The 18,653-nt window shown below is 69.5% G+C and carries 17 protein-coding genes; 1 reads left to right on the top strand and 16 read right to left on the bottom strand.

The features are described from left to right. Positions 1 to 13 precede the first annotated feature (13 nt). The 5 genes from cyoA to LW587_RS07005 all read right to left on the bottom strand — a co-directional run bounded on the left by cyoA (position 14) and on the right by LW587_RS07005 (position 8,353). The gene (cyoA, locus tag LW587_RS07025) at positions 14 to 1,162 is read right to left on the bottom strand and encodes a ubiquinol oxidase subunit II (RefSeq protein WP_232628873.1); all 1,149 of its coding nucleotides are present in this window, start codon (positions 1,160 to 1,162) and stop codon (positions 14 to 16) included. 112 nt (positions 1,163 to 1,274) lie between these two features. Continuing rightward, on the bottom strand, positions 1,275 to 2,609 hold the full coding sequence (locus LW587_RS07020; protein ID WP_232628872.1) for an MFS transporter: 1,335 nt from the start codon (positions 2,607 to 2,609) through the stop codon (positions 1,275 to 1,277). A gap of 425 nt (positions 2,610 to 3,034) precedes the next feature. Continuing rightward, entirely contained in the window at positions 3,035 to 6,097 is a 3,063-nt protein-coding gene (locus tag LW587_RS07015) for an efflux RND transporter permease subunit (RefSeq protein WP_269780302.1), read from the bottom strand. Positions 6,098 to 6,113: 16 nt separating this feature from the next. Next, positions 6,114 to 7,208, bottom strand: a complete 1,095-nt coding sequence (locus LW587_RS07010; protein WP_232628871.1) for an efflux RND transporter periplasmic adaptor subunit — start codon at positions 7,206 to 7,208, stop codon at positions 6,114 to 6,116. Then, positions 7,205 to 8,353, bottom strand: a complete 1,149-nt coding sequence (locus LW587_RS07005) for an efflux RND transporter periplasmic adaptor subunit (protein ID WP_232628870.1) — start codon at positions 8,351 to 8,353, stop codon at positions 7,205 to 7,207. The genes LW587_RS07010 and LW587_RS07005 overlap by 4 nt, the downstream gene beginning before the upstream one ends. A 141-nt stretch (positions 8,354 to 8,494) precedes the next feature. On the opposite strand from LW587_RS07005, the gene LW587_RS07000 reads away from it, so the two are divergent. Then, the gene (locus LW587_RS07000; RefSeq protein ID WP_232628869.1) at positions 8,495 to 9,073 is read left to right on the top strand and encodes a TetR/AcrR family transcriptional regulator; all 579 of its coding nucleotides are present in this window, start codon (positions 8,495 to 8,497) and stop codon (positions 9,071 to 9,073) included. 60 nt (positions 9,074 to 9,133) lie between these two features. Here the strand turns inward: LW587_RS07000 and LW587_RS06995 are convergent, their stop codons facing one another. From LW587_RS06995 to LW587_RS06945, 11 genes are all read right to left on the bottom strand, one after another. Continuing rightward, on the bottom strand, positions 9,134 to 9,364 hold the full coding sequence (locus tag LW587_RS06995) for a DUF6894 family protein (protein ID WP_232628868.1): 231 nt from the start codon (positions 9,362 to 9,364) through the stop codon (positions 9,134 to 9,136). Positions 9,365 to 9,567: 203 nt separating this feature from the next. Continuing rightward, positions 9,568 to 10,296 carry an amino acid ABC transporter ATP-binding protein gene (locus LW587_RS06990; protein ID WP_232628928.1) on the bottom strand — a complete coding sequence of 243 codons (729 nt, stop codon included), beginning with the start codon at positions 10,294 to 10,296 and terminating at the stop codon, positions 9,568 to 9,570. A 145-nt stretch (positions 10,297 to 10,441) separates the two neighbouring features. Continuing rightward, a complete protein-coding gene (locus tag LW587_RS06985) occupies positions 10,442 to 11,134 on the bottom strand; it encodes an amino acid ABC transporter permease (RefSeq protein ID WP_232628867.1) in 693 nt (230 codons plus the stop codon). After that, on the bottom strand, positions 11,135 to 11,857 hold the full coding sequence (locus LW587_RS06980) for an amino acid ABC transporter permease (RefSeq protein ID WP_232628866.1): 723 nt from the start codon (positions 11,855 to 11,857) through the stop codon (positions 11,135 to 11,137). It abuts the gene before it with no gap. Between the two features lie 22 nt (positions 11,858 to 11,879). Next, positions 11,880 to 12,791, bottom strand: coding sequence for an amino acid ABC transporter substrate-binding protein (locus LW587_RS06975; RefSeq protein ID WP_232628865.1), 912 nt, complete (start codon positions 12,789 to 12,791; stop codon positions 11,880 to 11,882). Between the two features lie 201 nt (positions 12,792 to 12,992). Next, on the bottom strand, positions 12,993 to 14,117 hold the full coding sequence (locus tag LW587_RS06970; RefSeq protein WP_232628864.1) for a branched-chain amino acid ABC transporter substrate-binding protein: 1,125 nt from the start codon (positions 14,115 to 14,117) through the stop codon (positions 12,993 to 12,995). Positions 14,118 to 14,206: 89 nt separating this feature from the next. After that, positions 14,207 to 14,575, bottom strand: coding sequence for a DUF6867 family protein (locus LW587_RS06965; protein ID WP_232628927.1), 369 nt, complete (start codon positions 14,573 to 14,575; stop codon positions 14,207 to 14,209). A 5-nt stretch (positions 14,576 to 14,580) separates the two neighbouring features. Next, positions 14,581 to 15,333: an ABC transporter ATP-binding protein gene (locus tag LW587_RS06960; protein WP_232628863.1), complete on the bottom strand. Its 753-nt coding sequence runs from the start codon at positions 15,331 to 15,333 to the stop codon at positions 14,581 to 14,583. Next, complete coding sequence (locus LW587_RS06955) at positions 15,330 to 16,214, bottom strand: ABC transporter ATP-binding protein (RefSeq protein ID WP_232628862.1); 885 nt, start codon at positions 16,212 to 16,214, stop codon at positions 15,330 to 15,332. The genes LW587_RS06960 and LW587_RS06955 overlap by 4 nt, the downstream gene beginning before the upstream one ends. Beyond that, positions 16,214 to 17,605, bottom strand: a complete 1,392-nt coding sequence (gene livM / locus LW587_RS06950; protein WP_232628861.1) for a high-affinity branched-chain amino acid ABC transporter permease LivM — start codon at positions 17,603 to 17,605, stop codon at positions 16,214 to 16,216. The genes LW587_RS06955 and livM overlap by 1 nt, the downstream gene beginning before the upstream one ends. Before the next feature lie 5 nt (positions 17,606 to 17,610). Then, entirely contained in the window at positions 17,611 to 18,528 is a 918-nt protein-coding gene (locus LW587_RS06945; protein WP_232628860.1) for a branched-chain amino acid ABC transporter permease, read from the bottom strand. Positions 18,529 to 18,653: the final 125 nt, after the last annotated feature.

The raw sequence follows: 18,653 nt of genomic DNA, 5'->3' as shown, positions 1-18,653 counted from the left end.
CGTCGCCGACGGATCAGTTGTTGGTCTGGTTGGGAGCGGGCGAGTTCTGCCCCTTCCCGTGCGGACCGTGGTCGGAATCCCCGGCGGGCTCCTCGCTGCGCGGGGCGCGATGCGTGGCGGGAGTCGTGGCGCCGGGGGCGTCGTCGCCCCGCTCGGTGTGGCGGTTGTCGTATTGCAGCCGCGCGGCGTTCTCGCGGCTGTCCTTGCCGGCGCCGCCCTTGGCGTCGATCGCCATCATCTCGTGCATGCACATCTTGCCCGGGACGGCGCACATGCCGACGATCGACTTGTAGAGGCCGTCGGCGAACGACGCGTAGTACATCACCGGCGCGTTCTCGCTCGGACGCTCCAGCTCGAGAAAGGCCTCGCGCGACAATTCCTTGCCCTCGGCCTTCGCCTTGGCGATCCACTTGTCGAAGCCGTCGCCGTCGAGGCCGTGGAACTTGAACGTCATCCGCGAGAAGCCGGTGCCGCTGTAATGCGAGGCCAGGCCCTCGAAGGTGCCGGGTTTGTTGATGACGGCGTGCAGCTTCGTCTCCATGCCGGGCATGGCATAGATCATCCCGGCGAGGGCGGGGATGTAGAAGGCGTTCATCACCGAGGCGGAGGTCAGCTTGAAGGTCACCGGCCGGTTCACCGGCGCGGCGAGCTCGTTGACGACCGCGACGTTGTACTCGGGCAGGAAGAACAGCCACTTCCAGTCGAGCGCCACGACTTGCACCTCGAGAGGTTTGGTCTCGGCCGGGATCGGCTTGCCGGGCTCCAGGCGCGAGAGCGGCCGGAACGGGTCGAGGGTGTGAGTGCTGATCCAGGTGAGCGCCCCGAGGGCGATGATGATCAGCAGCGGCGCCGTCCAGATCACGACTTCGAGGCCGGTCGAGTGGTCCCAGTCGGGATCGTGGCGGGCCTCGGTGTTCGAGGCGCGGTAGCGCCACGCGAACAGCAGCGTCAGGGCGATCACCGGCAGGATGATGAGCAGCATCAGGCCGGTGGAGGCCAGAACGAGGTTGCGCTGCTGCATGGCCACGTCGCCCGCGGGAAACATGACCGTGAGGTTGCAGCCGGCCAGGAGGCCGAACAGGGGCAGGAGGAGGAGGCCGCGCAGGATCCGGCCCGCGGCCGCGCCGAAGGGACGGTCGCCGAGCAGACGGAGGGCGTTCATGGCCGGGAATCTCGCCACGGGTCTTCGTTCCATCTCATAGGCCGCGATCAGCGCGGCCGCGGGTCTCGTCCCCGTTCGCGGGCATCTCTCGATGTCCGCGCGCGGAAACACATCACATCTGGCGCATTTCGGAGCGGTCGAGGGACAGCGCCAACAGCGTGGCGAGCGCGCCCGACAGCAGGTAGACGCCGACCACCGCGAGGCCGTACTCGGTGGAGAGGTACAGCACCACGAGGGGGGCGAAGCCCGCACCGAACAGCCATGCGAGGTCGGAGGTCAGCGCCGCGCCGGTGTAGCGGTAGCGCTGGCCGAGGCGGGACGTCACGGCGCCCGCGGTCTGGCCGTAGGACAGGCCGAGCAGCATGAAGCCGATATTGACGTAGATCGTCTGGCCGATGGCGTTCTCGCCGAAGATCAGCGGCGCCAGGATCGAGCCGCAGGCGAACACGGCGATCAGCCCGGCGCTGATGAGCAGCATGTTGCGACGCCCGATCTGGTCGGCGATCAGCCCGGAGGCGGCGACCGCGCCCGCGCAGATGATGGCGCCGGAGAACTGCACCATCAGGAAGTCGCCCGCGGCCCGGTCGCTGTGGAGGCTGAGCCAGGCGATCGGGAAGATCGTGACGAGGTGGAACAGGGCGAAGCTCGCCAGCGGCACGAAGGCGCCGATCCACACGTCGAGGGCGTGGTTCCGGGCCAGATCGACGATGCCGACGGGCTGGAGGTGGCCCTTGTCGAGCAGGCGGGTGAATTCGGGCGTCGCGATCAGGCGCAGCCGCGCGAACAACGCCACGACGTTGATGGTGAAGGCGCAGAAAAACGGGAAGCGCCAGCCCCAGTCGAGGAAGTCCTCCGGCGTGAGGTTGACGACGAAGAACGAGAACAGGGCGCTCGACACCATGAAGCCGATCGGCGCGCCGAGCTGCGGGATCATGGCGTACCAGCCGCGCCGCTCCCGCGGCGCGTTGAGGGCGAGCAGCGAGGCGAGGCCGTCCCAGGAGCCGCCGAGCGCCAGACCCTGGAGAATGCGTAGAGCCGCGAGCAGCTCGATCGCCACCTGCCCGATCGCGTCGTAGCTCGGCAGGAAGCTGATCGCCGCGGTCGAGCCGCCGAGCAGGAACAAAGCCACCGTGAGCTTCACGCCGCGGCCGTAGCGGGCGTGAATCTTCATGAACAGGATCGACCCGATCGGCCGCGCGATGAAGGCCAGCGCGAAGATCGCGAAGGAGTAGAGCGTGCCGGCGAGCGGACTGGCGAAGGGGAAGAACACCTTCGGGAAAACCAGCACCGAGGCGATGCCGAACACGAAGAAGTCGAAATATTCCGAGGCGCGGCCGATCACCACGCCGAGCGCGATGTCGTTGGGGTGAACGTGGTGGTGGCTCATCGCCACCTGGGCATCGCGTTCGAGGGGCCGGGAGGAGGCCGTGGCGTGGTCGGTGGTCATCGCGGGCAGCCGGCTCGCCTGTGGATGCGTCAGCCGCGGCCGTGTTCGGCGTTCCCGCGGCGTTGAGTTTGTGCCTAGCGGATGGGCCGGGTCGCGCAAAGTGCTTTCGGCGTCGCGGGATGACACACAGAACCGCCATGCAACTCATGCGGGGCTGAGACGTTCAGGCGCGGGCGGGTGCAGGAAAGTGCATCGGTGCGGGTCTCGGACACCCGGGCGATGGTGTCCGAGACCCGGCTTGCCGGGACAGCCGGAGTGCGTCGTCAGGGCCGAAGCCGGCGGCGCGAGGGAGAATGAGCGCCGTTCCGATGCCGGCGCCGGGCTTTCCTGCCTTTAGGATTCTGGCGCTGACCTCGATCGTCGAGGGCGCCCGGAGACTCGTCTCTGATCTCGGCCCCCGGGCGGCGGCGACCGGCCCGTCCGGTTCAGCCCTCGCTGTGGGCCACGCCCCGGGGCGGCGCCTTGATCCGGTACCAGCCGACATAGAGCGCGGGCAGGAACAGCAGGGTCAGGAAGGTCGCCGCCAGAATGCCACCGATCATCGCGTAGGCCATCGGCCCCCAGAACACCTCGCGGGCGATCGGGATCAGGCCCAGGCTGGCGGCGGCGGCGGTGAGCAGGATCGGGCGCATGCGGTGGCGGGTCGCCTCCACCACGGCGTCCCAGGGGGCCATCCCCTCGGCCTCGCATTCCTCGATCTGGCTCACGAGGATCACGGCGTTGCGTACGATGATCCCGATCAGCGCCAGGATCCCGAGGATCGCCACGAAGCCCATCGGCTTCTCGAAGATCAGCAGGGCTGGAACCACGCCGATCAGGCCCAGGGGCGCCACGGAGAAGACCAGGAACAGCTTCTGGAAGCTCTGCAACTGGATCATCAGGAACAGGGCCATGGTGAGCAGCATCACCGGCACCACCGCCGCGATCGGTCCCTGGCCCTTGCCGGCCTCCTCGACGGCGCCGCCGATGGCGAGGGTGTAGCCTTCCGGCAGCGCCTTGACGTAGGCGTCGATGGCGGGCTGCAGCGCGGCCACGATCGTGGGTGGCTGGGTCGCGTCGTTGATGGTGGCCCGCACCGTCACCGTCGGCACCCGGTCCCGGCGCCAGACGATCGGCTGCTCGAGATCGTAATCGATCGTGGCGAAGGCCAGGATCGGCACCACCGAGCCGTTCGAGAGGGCGACCTGCAGGCTCTGCAGCGTCTCGAGCGAGGTGCGCTCCACGGTCCGGGCCCGGCCGATCACGTTCACGAGGTAGATCGAGTCGCGCACCTGCGTGATCGCCTGTCCCCCGACCACGCCGTTGAGGATGCCGGCGATGTCCTGGCTGGTCACGCCGAGCTGGCGCGCCTTGTCCTGCAGGATTTCGACCCGCAGCACCTTGCCGGGCTCGTTCCAGTCGAAGGTCGGCACGGCCAGGCGGGAATCGGCCGCCACCACGTCGGCGAGCCTGAGGCTGAGCCGGCGCACCTCCTGCACGTCGGGGCCGGAGAGGCGGTACTGGATCGGGCGCCCGACCGGGGGGCCGAGGTTGAGCGGCTGGACCAGCACGTCGGTGCCGACGAAGTCCTGCCGTCCGATCTTCTGAAGCCGAGCCGCGACCCTGTCGCGGACCTCCAGCGACTTCGTGACGATCACGATCTGTCCGTAGAAGGCGTTGGCGAGCTGCTGGTCCAGCGGCAGGTAGAAGCGCACCGCGCCCTGGCCGGCATACGAACTCCAGCGCTCGATGTCGGGATCGTCCTTCAGGTGGGCCTCGAACCGGTCCAGCTGGGCCTGGGTGGCCAGGATGGTCGCGTTCTGCGGCAGCGTCAGGTCGACGAGCAGCTCCGCGCGGTCGGAGGACGGGAAGAACTGCTGCTGCACATGGCCCATGCCGACCACGGCGAGCGCCATCAGGACCACGCAGGCGATCACGGTGACCCAGCGCAGCCGCATCGCGACGAGCAGGGTCGCCATGAAGGCGCGGGTGAACAGGCCCTTCTTCTCGGCATGGTGCTTCATGGTCTTGGGTAGAAGCGTCACGCCGATCAGCGGCGCGAACAGCACCGCCACCACCCAGGAGACCAGCAGCGAGGCCGCGATCACCACGAACAGCGAGTAGGTGTACTCGCCCGCCGACGAGCCGTTGAAGCCGATCGGCAGGAAGCCCGCCACCGTCACCAGCGTCCCGGTGAGCATCGGAAAGGCGGTGGAGGTGTAGGCGAAGGTCGCGGCCTTCTTCAGGTTGTCGCCGAGTTCCAGGCGGGCGACCATCATCTCGACGGTGATCATCGCATCGTCCACGAGAAGTCCGAGGGCGATGATGAGGGCGCCGAGCGAGATGCGCTGGAGCGTCACGCCCATGATCTGCATGACGACGAAGACGATTGCGAGCACGAGCGGGATCGAGATCGCGACGACGAGGCCGGCCCGCATGCCCAGGCTCACGAAGCTGACCGCGAGCACGATCACGACCGCCTCGACCAGCGCCTTGGTGAAGCCGCCGACCGCCTCCTCGACGATCTTGGGCTGATCGGAGACGAGGTGGATGCCGACCCCGATCGGCAGCTTGCCCTCGATCGTGTGCATGCGCGCCTTGAGGTCCTCGCCGAACTTCAGAAGGTTGGCGTTGGGGCGCATGGCGATCGCGAGGCCGATCGCGGGCTTGCCGCCGACGCGGAACATGGCGGCGGGCGGATCCTCGTAGCCGCGGGAGATCTCGGCCACGTCGGCGAGGCGGAAGAAGCGGTCGTTGAAGCGCAGATTCACGTCGCGCAGCGATGCCTCCGACGTGAACTGGCCACTCACCCGCAGGCTGACCCGTTCGGGGCCGGCCTGGACGACGCCCGATGCCGCGACCGCGTTCTGCGATTGCAGCGCCCTGACGAGCGCCTGGATGTCGATGCCGTAACCCGCGAGCTTGCGGGTCGAGAAATCGAGGTTGATCGTCTCGCCCTGGACGCCCATCAGCAGGGTCTTGCCGATGTTGGGGACCTTGAGGATCTCGGTGCGTACGCCTTCGACATAGTCGCGCAGCTGGCGGTGGGTCAGCCCATCCGCGGTGAAGGCGTAGACGTTGCCGTAGACGTCGCCGAACTCGTCGTTGAAGGACGGGCCCTGAACGCCCTGCGGGAAGGTGTGCTGGATGTCGCCGAGTCGCTTCCGCACCTGATAGAAGGCCGGCTGGATCTCCTCCTTCCGGGTGGTGTCGCGGAACTGCACGAACACCGTCGACTGGCCCGGCGTCGTGTAGCTGCGGACGTAGTCCAGGGCATTGATCTGCTGCAATTCCTTCTCGATCCGGTCGGTGACCTGATCGAGGGTGTCCTTGATGGTGGCCCCGGGCCAGGTCGCCTGCACCACCATGGTCTTGATGGCGAAGGGCGGGTCCTCCTCGCGGCCGAGGCTCGCATAGGCCATCACACCGGCGGCCAGGCTGACCAGCATCAGGAACCAGACCAGCGAACGGTGCGCGAGCGCCCAGTCGGAGAGATTGAAGTCCTTCACGAAGGCCTCGTGGCGATCAGCGCGGTTCGTCGGGAAGGCGGACGGTCTGGCCGTCGCGCAGGGAATGGGCGCCTGCCACCACGACGCGCTCGCCCGGCTTGAGCCCGTCGCGCACGGCGATGCGGTCCTCCCCGTCCGGGGTCTTGCTCAGCGTCACGTCGCGGCGCTCGACGCGTCGCTCCGGCCCACCCTCGGGCACGATCCAGACGGAGCGGCGCCCGTCCTCGGTCAGCAGGGCGGTGGCCGGCAGCAGGAAGCGGCGCTCGGTCGCGCGCACCAGCGAGACCGTGATGGTGGCACCCAGCCGGAAGGCGGCCGGCGGGTTCTCCAGGGTCATGCGGATGCGCCGCGTCCGGGTGCCGGTATCCGCGAAGGGAGCGATCTCGCGCACCCGCCCGCGGGCGGTGATCTCGGGCGCGCTCTGGAGCACCACGGTGAACACGCCGTCCTTGGGCATCGCCCCGACCAGGGTCTCGGGGATGTCGACCACCGCCTCACGGGTCTCGGGGCGGGCGAGCGACACGATCCCCTGCCCCGGGCTCACCACCTGCCCGATCTCGGCGAGCCGCTGGGTGACGACGCCGTCGAAATCGGCGTGGAGTTCGGTGTAGCCGATCTGGTCGCGGGCCTTCTGGAGGCTCGCGCCGGCCTGGGCGAGGCGGGCCTGGGCGGTGTCGCGCCGGGCCACCGCCGCGTCGAGCTGGGCCTGGGTGACGTTGCCGCCCTCCGTCAGGCGCCGGGTGCGGGCCTCGGTGGCGACGGCGTTCTCGGCCTGGGCCTTCGCGTCGGCGAGTTCGGCCTCCGCCCGGCTCAGGTCGAACCGCGACACGATCGGGTCGAGGGCGGCGAGGCGCTGGTCCTTCTTCACCACGTCGCCGACGGTGACGTCGCGGCCCACCACCCGGCCGCCGATCTGGAAGCCGAGCTGCGACTGGTAGCGCGGCTCGACCGTGCCGGCGAAGGGACCGAAGATCACGCTGTCGATGGGCTGGGCCACCGTCGTCAGGACCGGCCGGACCGGCGGCGGGGCGGGCTCCTCCTGAGAGGGCTGGCAGGCGGCGAGCGGCAGGGCGGCGGCGAGCGCCGCGAGGGGCCGGGCGAGGCGGGTCATCGTCCGCCCTCCCCCGCGCCCGCCTCGGCCGTCGGCGCGACCGCGACGCGCTGGCCCGGGCGCAGGAACTGGATGCCGGCGACGACCACCGATTCGCCCGACTCGACACCCCCTTTGAGGGCGATGTCGTCGAAGCTGTAGCGGTCGATCTCGATCGGGCGGACCGCGACCGTGCGCTTGTCCGGATCGTAGATCCAGACCGAGGGCCGGCCGTCGTAGCGGTAGAGCGCCGACCAGGGCAGCACCACCGCCTCCCGCGGGGCGAAGCGCCCGCGCCCGATCACCACCGCGCCGAGGGTCATGGCGGGAGGCGTCGATTCCAGCCCCATCTTCACCCGCACCGTGCCGCTCGAGGCATCGACGGTGGGCGAGATCTCGCGGACGGACCCGGTCGCGGTCACGGACGGATCGGATTGCAGGACGACCTCGATCGTCCGCCCGGCGGGCGGGCTGGCGGTCAACGCCTCGTAGACGTTGAACACCGCGTCCCGCGGGCCGTCCTGGGCGAGCACCATCACGGACTGGCCCGCCTGCACCACCTGCCCGACCTCGAAGGTCCGGCTCATCACGATGCCGGGCACGCCCGCGCGCAGCTCCGTGTAGGAGAACTGCTCCTCCGCCGTGCCGAGCGCCGCCTTGGCCGAATCGACCGCGGCCTGACTCGTGCGCAGCTGCTGCTCGGCGTTGTCGTAGGACGGCCGGGTCGTGTAGCCGCCGGCGAGAAGCTGCTTCTGGCGCTCGTAGGTGACCTTGGCCTGGGTCAGCTGCGCCTCGGCCGAGACGAGGGCGGCCCGCGCGTTGTCGAGGTTGGCCCGCTGCACCAGCGGCTCCAGCACGGCGAGCACCTGATCGGCGCCGACATGGTCGCCGACCTCGACCCGTCGCTCGGCAACCTTGCCGTTGGTGCGGAAGGCCACGTTGGTCTGGGCCTGGGCCTGGATGTCGCCGGTCAGCACCACGTCCGCGGAAACCGCACTCTTGCGGGCCACGGTGACCCGCACCAGCGCCACGCTGGGATCGTCGATCGCCGCGAGAGTCTCGCCCGCCGCGTCCGGCCGGCTCCCCGCCGCGCCGGCCGGCACGGCGGCGGCCGACGCCGCGGCGAGGACGAGCAGAGCGAGGACGGGGCGGATCTGTGGAGACATCGGCCGGGTTTTCCGAACGGCAGCGCCGGGCTTCGCGGGGGCGAGGCGACTCGCGGCGGGCCGCGGCACAACCCCTCGCTTTCGCTCCACCGACGTATCGCGTATCTTACCGACCGTCCAGACGGTTTTTCGGGGTAGGCCATGACGGAGAGGACGCGCAGCCGGCGCGACGACCGGGCGGAGACGATCCTCGATGCGGCCAGCGCGGTGCTGCGCCGCGGCGGCTCGCGCGGGCTGACCATCGATGCCGTGGCGGCGCAGGCGGGCCTCAGCAAGGGCGGCGTCCTGCATCATTACGCCTCGAAGGATGCGCTGATCCTGGCGCTCGTCGCCCGCAAGCTGGCGGAGCTGCGCGCGGGCATCGCCGCCTGCGAGGCGGCCCGGGAGCCCGGCCCGTCGGGGCTGGCGCTGGCCATGGTGACGCATCTGCGGGAGGCCTATTGCGAGGACGACGAGTTCTCGCGGGCGCTGCTGCTCGCCGCGGCCGAGAACCCGGAGGCGCTCGCCGGGTACCGGGCCTTCGTGGCCGAGCGGCTGGAGCGGCTGGAGGCGGCGGATCCTCCGGGCGCCGGCGCCGCCCTGTTCTTCGCCGTGCTCGGCCTCGTGATGGGCCGGACCCTGGGGTTCCACGATCTCGAGGGGGCCCAGGCCGAGGCGCTGTTCGGGGCTTTGGAGCGCGCGGCCCGGGCCCTCGCGCCGGAATCCGGCACGGACGCGTGAGGGCGGCCTCCGCTCGGATTGTTCGGATCCCGCCCGACGCCGTCGAAGGCGCGCGGCCGCTCAGCGATCGTCGACCTGGCAGACGAGGCGGATCGTCATGACGGTCTCGCTCGCCTCGTTGCGCACGCTCAGAACCAGCGTGCAATCCTGGCTGTCCTCGGCCTCCGCGGCCATCAGGGCGGTCATCACCCGCAGGGCCTCGCGGCGCAGCGCCAGGGGTTCCTGGATCTCGCGTCCGACCTCGTCGCGCAGGTGGGTGCCGTCGTTAATGTCGAAAAAGTATCGGGGCATCGACGCAAAGGGCTGTTGTTCGAAATCCGCCGGGTAAAGGCCCCCTGACCGTCGGCCCGTCCGATCGCGCGGTGACCGGGACCTCGTCGAACGTTGTGCGAGCCAACGTCCGGAGGCGGGACCGGTTGCGGCCACGGTCGAACCGCTCGATGTATAAAGTCGTGGGAGGCCGCCCGGGAGGATGCGGGCGCATCCTCCCCACCTCAATGGGCCAGGATCTTCGACAAAAACTGCTGAGCCCGCTCGCTGCGAGGCTGGCCGAAGAAGGCCTCCTTGGTGGCGTCCTCGACGATCTCCCCCCGGTCCATGAAGATCACCCGGTCGGCGACCTTGCGGGCAAAGCCCATCTCGTGGGTCACGACCATCATGGTCATGCCGTCGCGGGCGAGTTCCACCATCACGTCGAGCACCTCGCCGACCATCTCGGGGTCGAGGGCCGAGGTCGGCTCGTCGAACAGCATCACCACGGGATTCATGGCCAGCGCCCGGGCGATCGCCACCCGCTGCTGCTGCCCGCCCGAGAGCTGCCCCGGATGTTTCTTCGCGTGCGCCGAGAGGCCCACCCGCTCCAGGAGATCGAGGCCGCGCTTCCTCGCCTCCTCGCCGGGGCGCCCGAGCACCTTGCGCTGGGCGATGGTGAGGTTGTCGGTGATCGAGAGATGCGGGAACAGCTCGAAATGCTGGAACACCATGCCGACCCGGGCGCGCAGCTTCGGCAGGTTCGTGCCCCGGTCCTTCACCCGGGTGCCGTCCACCGTGATCTGGCCCTTCTGGAACGGCTCCAGGGCGTTGACGCATTTGATCAGCGTCGACTTGCCCGAGCCCGAGGGCCCGCACACGACGACCACCTCGCCGCGGGCCACGGCCGTGGTGCAGTCGGTCAGCACCTGGAAATCGCCGTACCACTTCGAGACCGCCTCGATGGCGATCATCGCCTCACCCGACGCGGTGGCGGGCGGGGGGGACACGAGCGGGCCCTGGCGCAGGCCCTCATCGGCCGGAGCGGCCGCGGACGACGGAGCGGGCGTGTCCGCGGACGGGCCCGGGATCGGGGTCGAGGTCATCGTCGAACACACCTCATCGGATGATGGCGACGCGGGTCTGCAGGCGGCGCACCAGAAGGGAGGCCGTGAAGCAGACGGCGAAGTAGACGAGGGCGGCGAACAGGTACATCTCGACGAGGCGCCCGTCGCGCTGGGCCACTTTCGACGCCGCGCCGAGGAAGTCGGTCAGCGAGAGAACGTAGACGAGCGAGGTGTCCTGGAAGAGCACGATCGTCTGGGTGAGGAGCAGCGGCAGCATGTTGCGGAAGGCCTGGGGCAGCACGACGAGCCGCATGGTCTGGGCGTAGCTCATGCCCAGGGCCGAGGCCGCCGCGGTCTGTCCCTTGGGGATCGACTGGATGCCCGCCCGCATGATCTCGGCGAAATAGGCCGCCTCGAACAGGGTGAAGGTGATGAGCGCCGAGGAGAAGGCGCCGACTTGGATCGGCGTGGCCGAGCCCGTCGCCCAGGCGCCGATATAGGGGACGAGGAAGTAGAACCAGAAGATGACGAGCACGAGCGGCAGCGAGCGCATCAGCTCGACATAGACCTTGGCCGCGTGCGTCACCCCCGGAATGCCGGACAGCCGCATCATGGCGAGCGCCGTGCCGAACACGATGCCGCCGGTCGCCGCCAGGGCGGTCAGCGTCACGGTGAAGACCATGCCCTGCCCGAACAGGTAGGGCAGCGAGGCGCCGATGACCGAGAAGTCGAAATGCGCGAACATCTAGCGCCCCCCCGGCACGGCGACGGTCCGCTCCAACAGGGTCGCGCCCGCGACCACCACGAGGTTGAGGACGAGGTAGAGGAGCGTGGCCGCGGTGAAGGCTTCGAAGACCTGGAACGAGAATTCCTGCATCGAGCGCGCCCGCGCCGTCAGCTCCAGGAGGCCGATGGTCAGCGCCACCGAGGTGTTTTTCAGGTTGTTGAGGAATTCCGAGGTCAGCGGGGGCAGGATGATCCGGTAGGCGTTGGGCAGGAGCACGTGGCGGTAGGTCTGCGCCGTGGTGAAGCCGAGGGCCGTGCCGGCCATCCGCTGGCCCCGCGGCAGGGACTGGATGCCCGCCCGCACCTGTTCGGCGACGCGCGAGGCGGTGAAGAAGCCGAGGCACAGGACCGCCGTGTAGAACGGCGCGTCGGGCAATTGCTTCACCGCCGTGCCCAGCCCCGCGGGCAGGATTTCGGGCAGCACGAAATACCAGAGGAACATCTGCACGAGCAGCGGCACGTTGCGGAACAGCTCGACATAGGCCGTTCCGACCGCGTTGGCGGCGCGCGAGGGCAGCGTGCGCAGCACGCCGATCACCGAGCCGAGGGTGAAGGCGATGACCCAGGAGGCGAGCGCCGTGGCGATCGTCCAGGACAGGCCCGAGAGCAGCATGTCGGCGTAGGTGCCGACCCCCTCGGGCGACGGCTCTTGGAAGATGCCCCAGTTCCAGGTGTAGTTCATGGCCGCCCCCCGCTATCGGCGGTCAGTAGGCGGCCGGGTCCGGGCTGTCGCTCGGATTGGCCAGTGCCTTCTGCATCGCCTCGCTCATCGGGAGCTTCAGGTTGATGCCGCGCGGCGGGATGGCCTGGGTGAACCACGTCTCGTAGAGCGCCTTGCCCTCCGGGCTCTTGTAGAGGGCGGCGGTCGCGGCATCCACCACCGCCTTGAAGGGCGCGTCGTCCTTGCGCAGCATGATGCCGTAGGGCTCCGGCCGCGACTGCGCCTCGGAGGAGATCGCGTAGGCGTCCGGCGTCTTAGAGCCCGCCACCAGGGAGGCGAGCAGCACGTCATCCATCACGAAGGCGTCGGCGCGCCCCGTCTCGACCATCAGGAACGCCTCGGCGTGGTCCTTGGCCGGCAGGATCCGCATGCCCAGCGAGCGGGCGGTGTTGATCTCGTTGATCTGGCGGATGTTGGTGGTGCCCGAGGTCGAGACCACGGCGCGGCCCTTGAGGTCGTCGGTCTTGTCGAGCCCCTTCTCCTTCTTGGCGACGTAGCGGGTCGCGGTGAGGAAGTGGGTGTTGGTGAAGGCGGCCTGCTTCTGGCGGTCGGGGTTGTTGGTGGTCGAGCCGCATTCGAGGTCGATCGTCCCGTTGGCGATGAGCGGGATGCGCGTGGCCGAGGTGACGGGGTTGAGCTTCACCTCCATCGTGGTGAGCTTCAGATGCGCTTTGACCGCCTCGGCGACCTTGAGGCAGATCTCGTAGGCGTAGCCCACCGGCTTCTGGTTGCCGTCGAGATAGGAGAACGGCACCGAGGAATCGCGGTAGCCGATCGTGATCGCGCCCGTGTCCTTCACCTTCTTGAGGGTTCCGCTCAGGTCCTGCGCCCCGGCCGGGGCGGTGATCCCCGGCAACGCGAGGGCGGCGAGGAGAAGCGCGTGGCGCAGGCGCATGCAGCGGACCTTCCTGGGGGATCGGGGGGCGCCCGGCCGCGCGTTGCGGCGACCGGGCCTCGTCACGTGAAACGCATAGTGGAGGCGACCGCTGCACTTGTCATCGGTCGGCGATGACGTTCGCCCTGCAATCTCCGCGTCCGGTTCAGCGCAGGTGCCGCCCGGGCGCGGGGCCGGCGGCAGCCGGCCTCGCCGGGTCGGTTACGGCGCGATCTCGTTGCCGGTGTAGTCGACCGTGCCGGAGGCGTTCTTCTTCCACTCGTAGAGCACGTAGTCGGGGCGGGTGATGTCGCCCTTCTTGTCGTAGGCGATGTCGCCGATCACCGTGGCGGTCGGCTTGCCCTGGTGCAGGTAGGCCGCGAGCGTCTCGCCCTCCGTCGCCCCGGTCGCCTCGATGGCCCGCGCCAGAATCTGGACGGCGGCGTAGGCGTAGAGGGTGTAGCCCTCCGGCTCGATGCCCTTGGCCTTGAAGGCGGCGACCACGTCCTTGGCCGCCGGGTTCTTGCGGGCGTCCGGCGGGAAGGTCGTCAGGGTGCCCTCCGCCGCGGGGCCGGCGATGGCGACGAGTTCGCGGTCGACCATGCCGTCGCCGCCCATCAGCGGCGCCTTGAGTCCCTGGTCGCGCATCTGGCGGATGATGAGGCCGGCCTCGGTATAGTAGCCACCGAAATAGACGAGATCGATCCCGTTCTGCTTCAGCTTCGACACCAGGGCCGCGTAGTCCTTCTCGCCCGGATTGACGCCCTCGAGCATCGTCTCCTTGCCGCCCTTGGCCCGGTAGACCTTGAGGGTCTCGTCGACGAGGCCGCGGCCGTAGGGGGTCTTGTCATGGATGAAGGCGATCTTCTTTCCCGCCATCTTGCCGACAAGGTACGCCCCGGCCACCGCGCCCTGCTGGTCGTCGCGGCCGCAGGTGCGGAAGGTGTTCCACATCCCCCGTTCCGTGAACTTCACGTTGGTCGAGCCGGGGGTGATCTGGATGATGCCGGCGTCGAGATAGACGTCGGAGGCCGGGATCGAGACGCCCGAATTGAAGTTGCCGACCACCATCGTCACCCCTTCCGAGGCGAATTTGTTGGCGACCGACACGCCCTGCTTGGGGTCGGAGGCGTCGTCGCCCACGGACAGCGCGAATTTTTTGCCCTTCACGCCGCCGGCCCGGTTGAGGTCCTCGACCGCCTGGACGGCGCCGTTGCGGACCTGCGCCCCGAAGGCAGCGCTGTTGCCGGTGACGGGGCTCGCCACCCCGATCTTGATCTGCGCCTGGGCCGCCCCCCCGAGCGCGAGGCCGAGCGCGAGCCCGGCCAGCATCGTGAATGTCCGCATCCTGAACCCCCTGCGATCCGCCCGTCCGTGCGTGAACGGTCGGTACGATCCGTTTCATCCCCATGCCTGGGCCGCCGCAGCAGGCAAGATCACGGCCGCCCCGTCTCCGCCGCGCGCTCGCGCCACGTGAACGGGCCGGTGCGCGCGTAGAGCCAGCGGTACTGGGTCGTCATCTGCGCCGCCCGCGTGATGCGGAACGAGGCCGAGCCGATCGCCAGCACGACAAGGGCGTCCACGAGGAAATACTGTGCCGACAGCAACGTGCCGGAGAAGAGCGCGAAATGGATGAAGCGCACCAGGGCCGCGACGCCGAGGAGGGCCGGCAGGCAGTCGCGATAGGGCCGCCAGCTCCGGGCCAGGGCGCGGGCCGCCATCCCGCCGGCCCAGCCGCCCATCGCCACGGTGACGAGGAGGAACAGGAGGACCGAATCCTCCTCGTGCAGGATGCCCTGAAACACGCCGCTCACGCCTCCCCCGGCACGGTTTCGACAGGGGCGTGGCCGCCTTCGAGATAGGCGGCCTTGATCGAGGGATCGTCGAGGAGGGCGCGGGCCGGGCCGCTCAGGGTGATGCGGCCGTTGACCAGGACCGAGCCGCGATGGGCGAGCTTCAGGGCGTGGTAGGCGTTCTGCTCCACGAGGAAGATCGTCATCCCCTCCTCTCGGTTGAGCGCGGCGATCGCGGCGAAGATCTGCTTCACCACGAGGGGCGCCAGCCCGAGGGAGGGCTCGTCGAGCATGAGCAGCCGGGGCCGGCTCATCAGGGCGCGGCCGATGGCGAGCATCTGCTGCTCGCCGCCCGACATGGTGCCGGCCCGCTGGCCCAGCCGCTCCTTGAGGCGCGGGAACAGGGTGCAGACCTTCTCGAGATCCTGCGCGAGATGGCGGCCGTCATGGAGTGCTGCCCCCATCTGGAGGTTTTCCAGTACGCTCATGCGCGGGAAGACGCGCCGACCCTCCGGCGATTGGGCGAGGCCGAGCCGGGCGATTCTGTGGGTGGGCAGGCCGGTGATGTCCTGCCCCGCGAAGGCGATGGTGCCGGAGCGGGCGCGCGGCGCGCCGAACACCGTCATCATCAGGGTCGACTTGCCGGCCCCGTTGGCGCCGATGAGCGTGACGATCTCGCCCTCGCCCACGTCGAGATCGACGCCGCGCAGGGCCGCGACGCTGCCGTAATAGGTCGAGACGCCGCGCAAGGAGAGGAGCGGGCCGCTCACGCGCCGGCTCCTTCCGCGACCGGGATCGTCAGGCCGACCTCGGCATCGACCTGGGCGATCTCCTCGTCCTCGACGCCGAGATAGGCGGCGATGACCCGCGGGTCCTCGCGGATCTCGGCGGGGGCGCCGTCGGCGATCTTCTGGCCGTAGTCGAGCACGATCACGTGGTCGGAGATCTCCATCACCACCGCCATGTCGTGCTCGATCAGCAGCACCGACGTCGCGTGGTCGTCGCGGATATGGCGCAGCAGCCGGGCGAGGTCGGCCGATTCCCGCGGGTTGAGCCCGGCCGCCGGCTCGTCGAGGCAGAGCAGCGCCGGGCCGGTGCACATGGCGCGGGCGATCTCCAGGCGGCGCTGGTCGCCGTAGGGCAGGTCGCCCGCCGGATCGTCGGCGCGGGCGAGCAGGTCGATCCGCTCCAGCCACGCCTTCGCCCGCTCGATCGCCGCGGCTTCCGCCCGGCGGTAGCCGGACAGGCCGAGGAGCCCGAACAGGGTGTAGCCGGAAGCGCGCATCAGCGGCGCGTGCTGGGCCACCATCAGGTTTTCCAGCACCGTCATGCCGGAGAACAGGCGGATGTTCTGGAAGGTGCGGGCGACCCCGGCCCGCCGGTTGACCGCGTGATTGGGCAGCCGCTCCAGCAGATGCGCGCTGCCGTCGGCGTGACGGAGCGTCAGCATGCCCTCGCTCGGGCGGTAGAACCCGGTGATGCAGTTGAAGACCGTGGTCTTGCCCGCCCCGTTCGGGCCGATCAGGGCGGTGATGTCGCCCCGCCCCACCCGGAAGGAGAGGTCGTCGACGGCGGTGAGGCCGCCGAAGCGCATGGTCAGGTGCTCGACCGTGAGCACCGCGTCGGGGTCCTGCGGGCGACGGGTGGCCATCAGCCGTGGCCCTCGCGCACGAGGTCTTTGCCGATGGCCTTGCGCCGTCCGAGCGCCACCGTCGGAATGCGGTCCGAGATGAGGCCGCGGGGCCGCCAGATCATCATGGCGACCATGGCGAGGCCGAACAGGAGCAGGCGGAACTCGTTCGGGTCGAAGCCCTCGCCGAAGACGGATTTCAGGAAGCCGAGATTGCGCAGGAGCTCGGGTCCGCCGACCATGGCGACCGCCGCCACCGCGACGCCGAACTGGCTGCCCATGCCGCCGAGGACGACGATCGCCAGGATGATCGCGCTCTCGAGGAAGTTGAAGCTCTCCGGGCTGACGAAGCCCTGGCGCACGGCGAAGAACGAGCCGGCGAAGCCGCCGAACATGGCGCCGAGCGCGAAGGCGGTGAGCTTGGTCTTCGTCGTGTCGATGCCGAGCGCGCGGCAGGCGATCTCGTCCTCGCGCAAAGCCTCCCAGGCCCGGCCGATCGGGAGACGGCGCAGGCGCAGGGTGACGAGGCTGGTGATGAGCGCGAGGGCGAGGATCAGGTAGTAGAGGAACACGATCCGGTGCATTGGGTCGAACGCCAAGCCGACCAGGGCCGAGAACCCGTCCGGCCCCGCCTTGAACGGCACCCCGAAGAAGGTCGCGCGGGGGATCGAGGTGATGCCGGCCGAGCCGCCCGTGACCTCGCCCCAGTTGATGAGGACGAGGCGGATGATCTCGCCGAAGGCCAGCGTGACGATGGCGAGGTAGTCGCCGCGCAGGCGCAGCACGGGGAAGCCGAGCATCACGCCCCACAGGCCGGCGAAGAGACCGGCGAGCGGCAGGCAGATCCAGAAGGACAGGCCGAAGACGGTCGAGAGCAGCGCGTAGGAATAGGCCCCGACCGCGTAGAAGGCGACGTAGCCGAGATCGAGCAGCCCGGCGAGGCCGACGACGATGTTGAGCCCCCAGCCCAGCATCACGTAGGTCAGGATCAGGATGCCGAGATCGATCCAGTAGCGGGCCGGCGAGAGGCCGCCGGTGGCCAAAGCGGCGACGAGCGGAAGGGTGAGCGCGAAGCCGACGAAGAGCGGCAGGCCGAGGCGCGACAGGCCAAGCTGCGACAGAGACCTCCCGGCCTTCGGCTCGGCACTCGCGGCCTCGCTCGCCTGATGCGGCGCGGGCGTCCGCGCGGCGCGGGCTGCGCGCCGGTCGAGGACGAGGCGCTGGGCGATCCGTAGCAGAAAGACCGCGGCGCAGAGGGATGCGACGAGGCCCCAGCGGGGCGTCAGTTCGAGGCCGCTCGCCCCGAGATCGGTGCGGTAGCTGACGATCGGCACGCTGAGGCCGAAGGCCACGAGGGCGAAGAGCCCGGCATCCTTGAGGAGCGCGGCGGGGGGAGCCGGGGCGGCAGCCATGCGCGTCAGACCTTCTCGACCTCGGCCCGGCCCAGCAGGCCGGAGGGCATGAAGATCAGCACGATGGCGAGGATCGAGAAGGCGGCCACGTCCTTGTACTCGATCGAGAAATAGGCCGACCAGAAGGTCTCGATCAGCCCGATGATGAGCCCGCCGATCACCGCGCCGGGCAGCGAGCCGATGCCGCCCAAAACCGCCGCCGTGAAGGCCTTCACCCCCGGCACGAACCCGTCCGAGAAGGAGACCACGCCGTAATAGAGCAGGTACAGGAGCCCCGCGACCGCGGCGAGGACGGCGCCGAGCACGAAGGTGAGCGAGATCGTGCGGTCGACGTCGATGCCGAGCAGCGCCGCCATCTTCCGGTCCTGCTCGCAGGCGCGCTGCGCCCGGCCGAACGGCGTCTTCTGGACGAGATACCAGAAGCCCAGCAGCAGCACGCTGGTCACGGCCATGATCAGGATCTGCTTGTAGGACAGGGTCACGGCGTAGCCGTCGCTGGCGAAGAGGGTGAAGCCGCCCTCCAGCATCGGCGGGGTGGGCTTGTTGCGCGCTCCCTGAGCCACCTGCACGAAGTTCGACAGGAAGATCGACACGCCGATCGCCGAGATCAACGGCGCGAGGCGGAACGAGCCGCGCAGGGGGCGGTAGGCGATCCGCTCGACAGCGAAGCCCCAGAGTGCCGTCAGCGCCATGGTGGCGACGAGGACGAGGAGGAAGGCGAGCGCCACCGACGAGATCCCGAGCCACGCGGTCAGCAGCAGGAACAGGATCAGCGCGATGAAGGTCGAGACCATGAAGACGTCGCCATGGGCGAAGTTCACCATGCCGATGATGCCGAACACCATCGTGTAGCCGATCGCGATCAGTCCGTAGATCGAGCCCAGCGTCAGGCCATTGATGAGCTGCTGTACGAAGACGTCCATGCGGCGTGGGCCCTGTCTCAACTCTCGTGCCGGTCGCGCCCGGCGAAAGCCGGAGGGCGCGTCCCGATGAGAGCCGGACCCCGCGCAGGGCGCAAGCGTAGCGGGCGCTGCCCTCCACGGAAAGG

Origin of the sequence: Methylobacterium sp. Leaf118 (assembly GCF_920984675.1) — a bacterium.
In the GTDB taxonomy this organism is placed as follows: Bacteria; Pseudomonadota; Alphaproteobacteria; order Rhizobiales; family Beijerinckiaceae; genus Methylobacterium.
Note: the sequence above shows the minus strand (reverse complement) of the source record. Positions and strands in the feature narration are given on the sequence as shown.

Coding starts and splice junctions, on each gene's coding strand:
- LW587_RS06995 (WP_232628868.1), bottom strand. CDS start 9,364: ATGCCCCGATACTTTTTCGACATTAACGACGGCACCCACCTGCGCGAC.
- LW587_RS06985 (WP_232628867.1), bottom strand. CDS start 11,134: ATGTTCGCGCATTTCGACTTCTCGGTCATCGGCGCCTCGCTGCCCTAC.
- LW587_RS06955 (WP_232628862.1), bottom strand. CDS start 16,214: ATGGCCACCCGTCGCCCGCAGGACCCCGACGCGGTGCTCACGGTCGAG.
- LW587_RS06945 (WP_232628860.1), bottom strand. CDS start 18,528: ATGGACGTCTTCGTACAGCAGCTCATCAATGGCCTGACGCTGGGCTCG.
- LW587_RS07000 (WP_232628869.1), top strand. CDS start 8,495: ATGACGGAGAGGACGCGCAGCCGGCGCGACGACCGGGCGGAGACGATC.
- cyoA (WP_232628873.1), bottom strand. CDS start 1,162: ATGAACGCCCTCCGTCTGCTCGGCGACCGTCCCTTCGGCGCGGCCGCG.
- LW587_RS06980 (WP_232628866.1), bottom strand. CDS start 11,857: ATGAACTACACCTGGAACTGGGGCATCTTCCAAGAGCCGTCGCCCGAG.
- LW587_RS06975 (WP_232628865.1), bottom strand. CDS start 12,791: ATGCGCCTGCGCCACGCGCTTCTCCTCGCCGCCCTCGCGTTGCCGGGG.
- LW587_RS07005 (WP_232628870.1), bottom strand. CDS start 8,353: ATGTCTCCACAGATCCGCCCCGTCCTCGCTCTGCTCGTCCTCGCCGCG.
- LW587_RS06990 (WP_232628928.1), bottom strand. CDS start 10,296: ATGATCGCCATCGAGGCGGTCTCGAAGTGGTACGGCGATTTCCAGGTG.
- LW587_RS06970 (WP_232628864.1), bottom strand. CDS start 14,117: ATGCGGACATTCACGATGCTGGCCGGGCTCGCGCTCGGCCTCGCGCTC.
- LW587_RS07010 (WP_232628871.1), bottom strand. CDS start 7,208: ATGACCCGCCTCGCCCGGCCCCTCGCGGCGCTCGCCGCCGCCCTGCCG.
- livM (WP_232628861.1), bottom strand. CDS start 17,605: ATGGCTGCCGCCCCGGCTCCCCCCGCCGCGCTCCTCAAGGATGCCGGG.
- LW587_RS07020 (WP_232628872.1), bottom strand. CDS start 2,609: ATGACCACCGACCACGCCACGGCCTCCTCCCGGCCCCTCGAACGCGAT.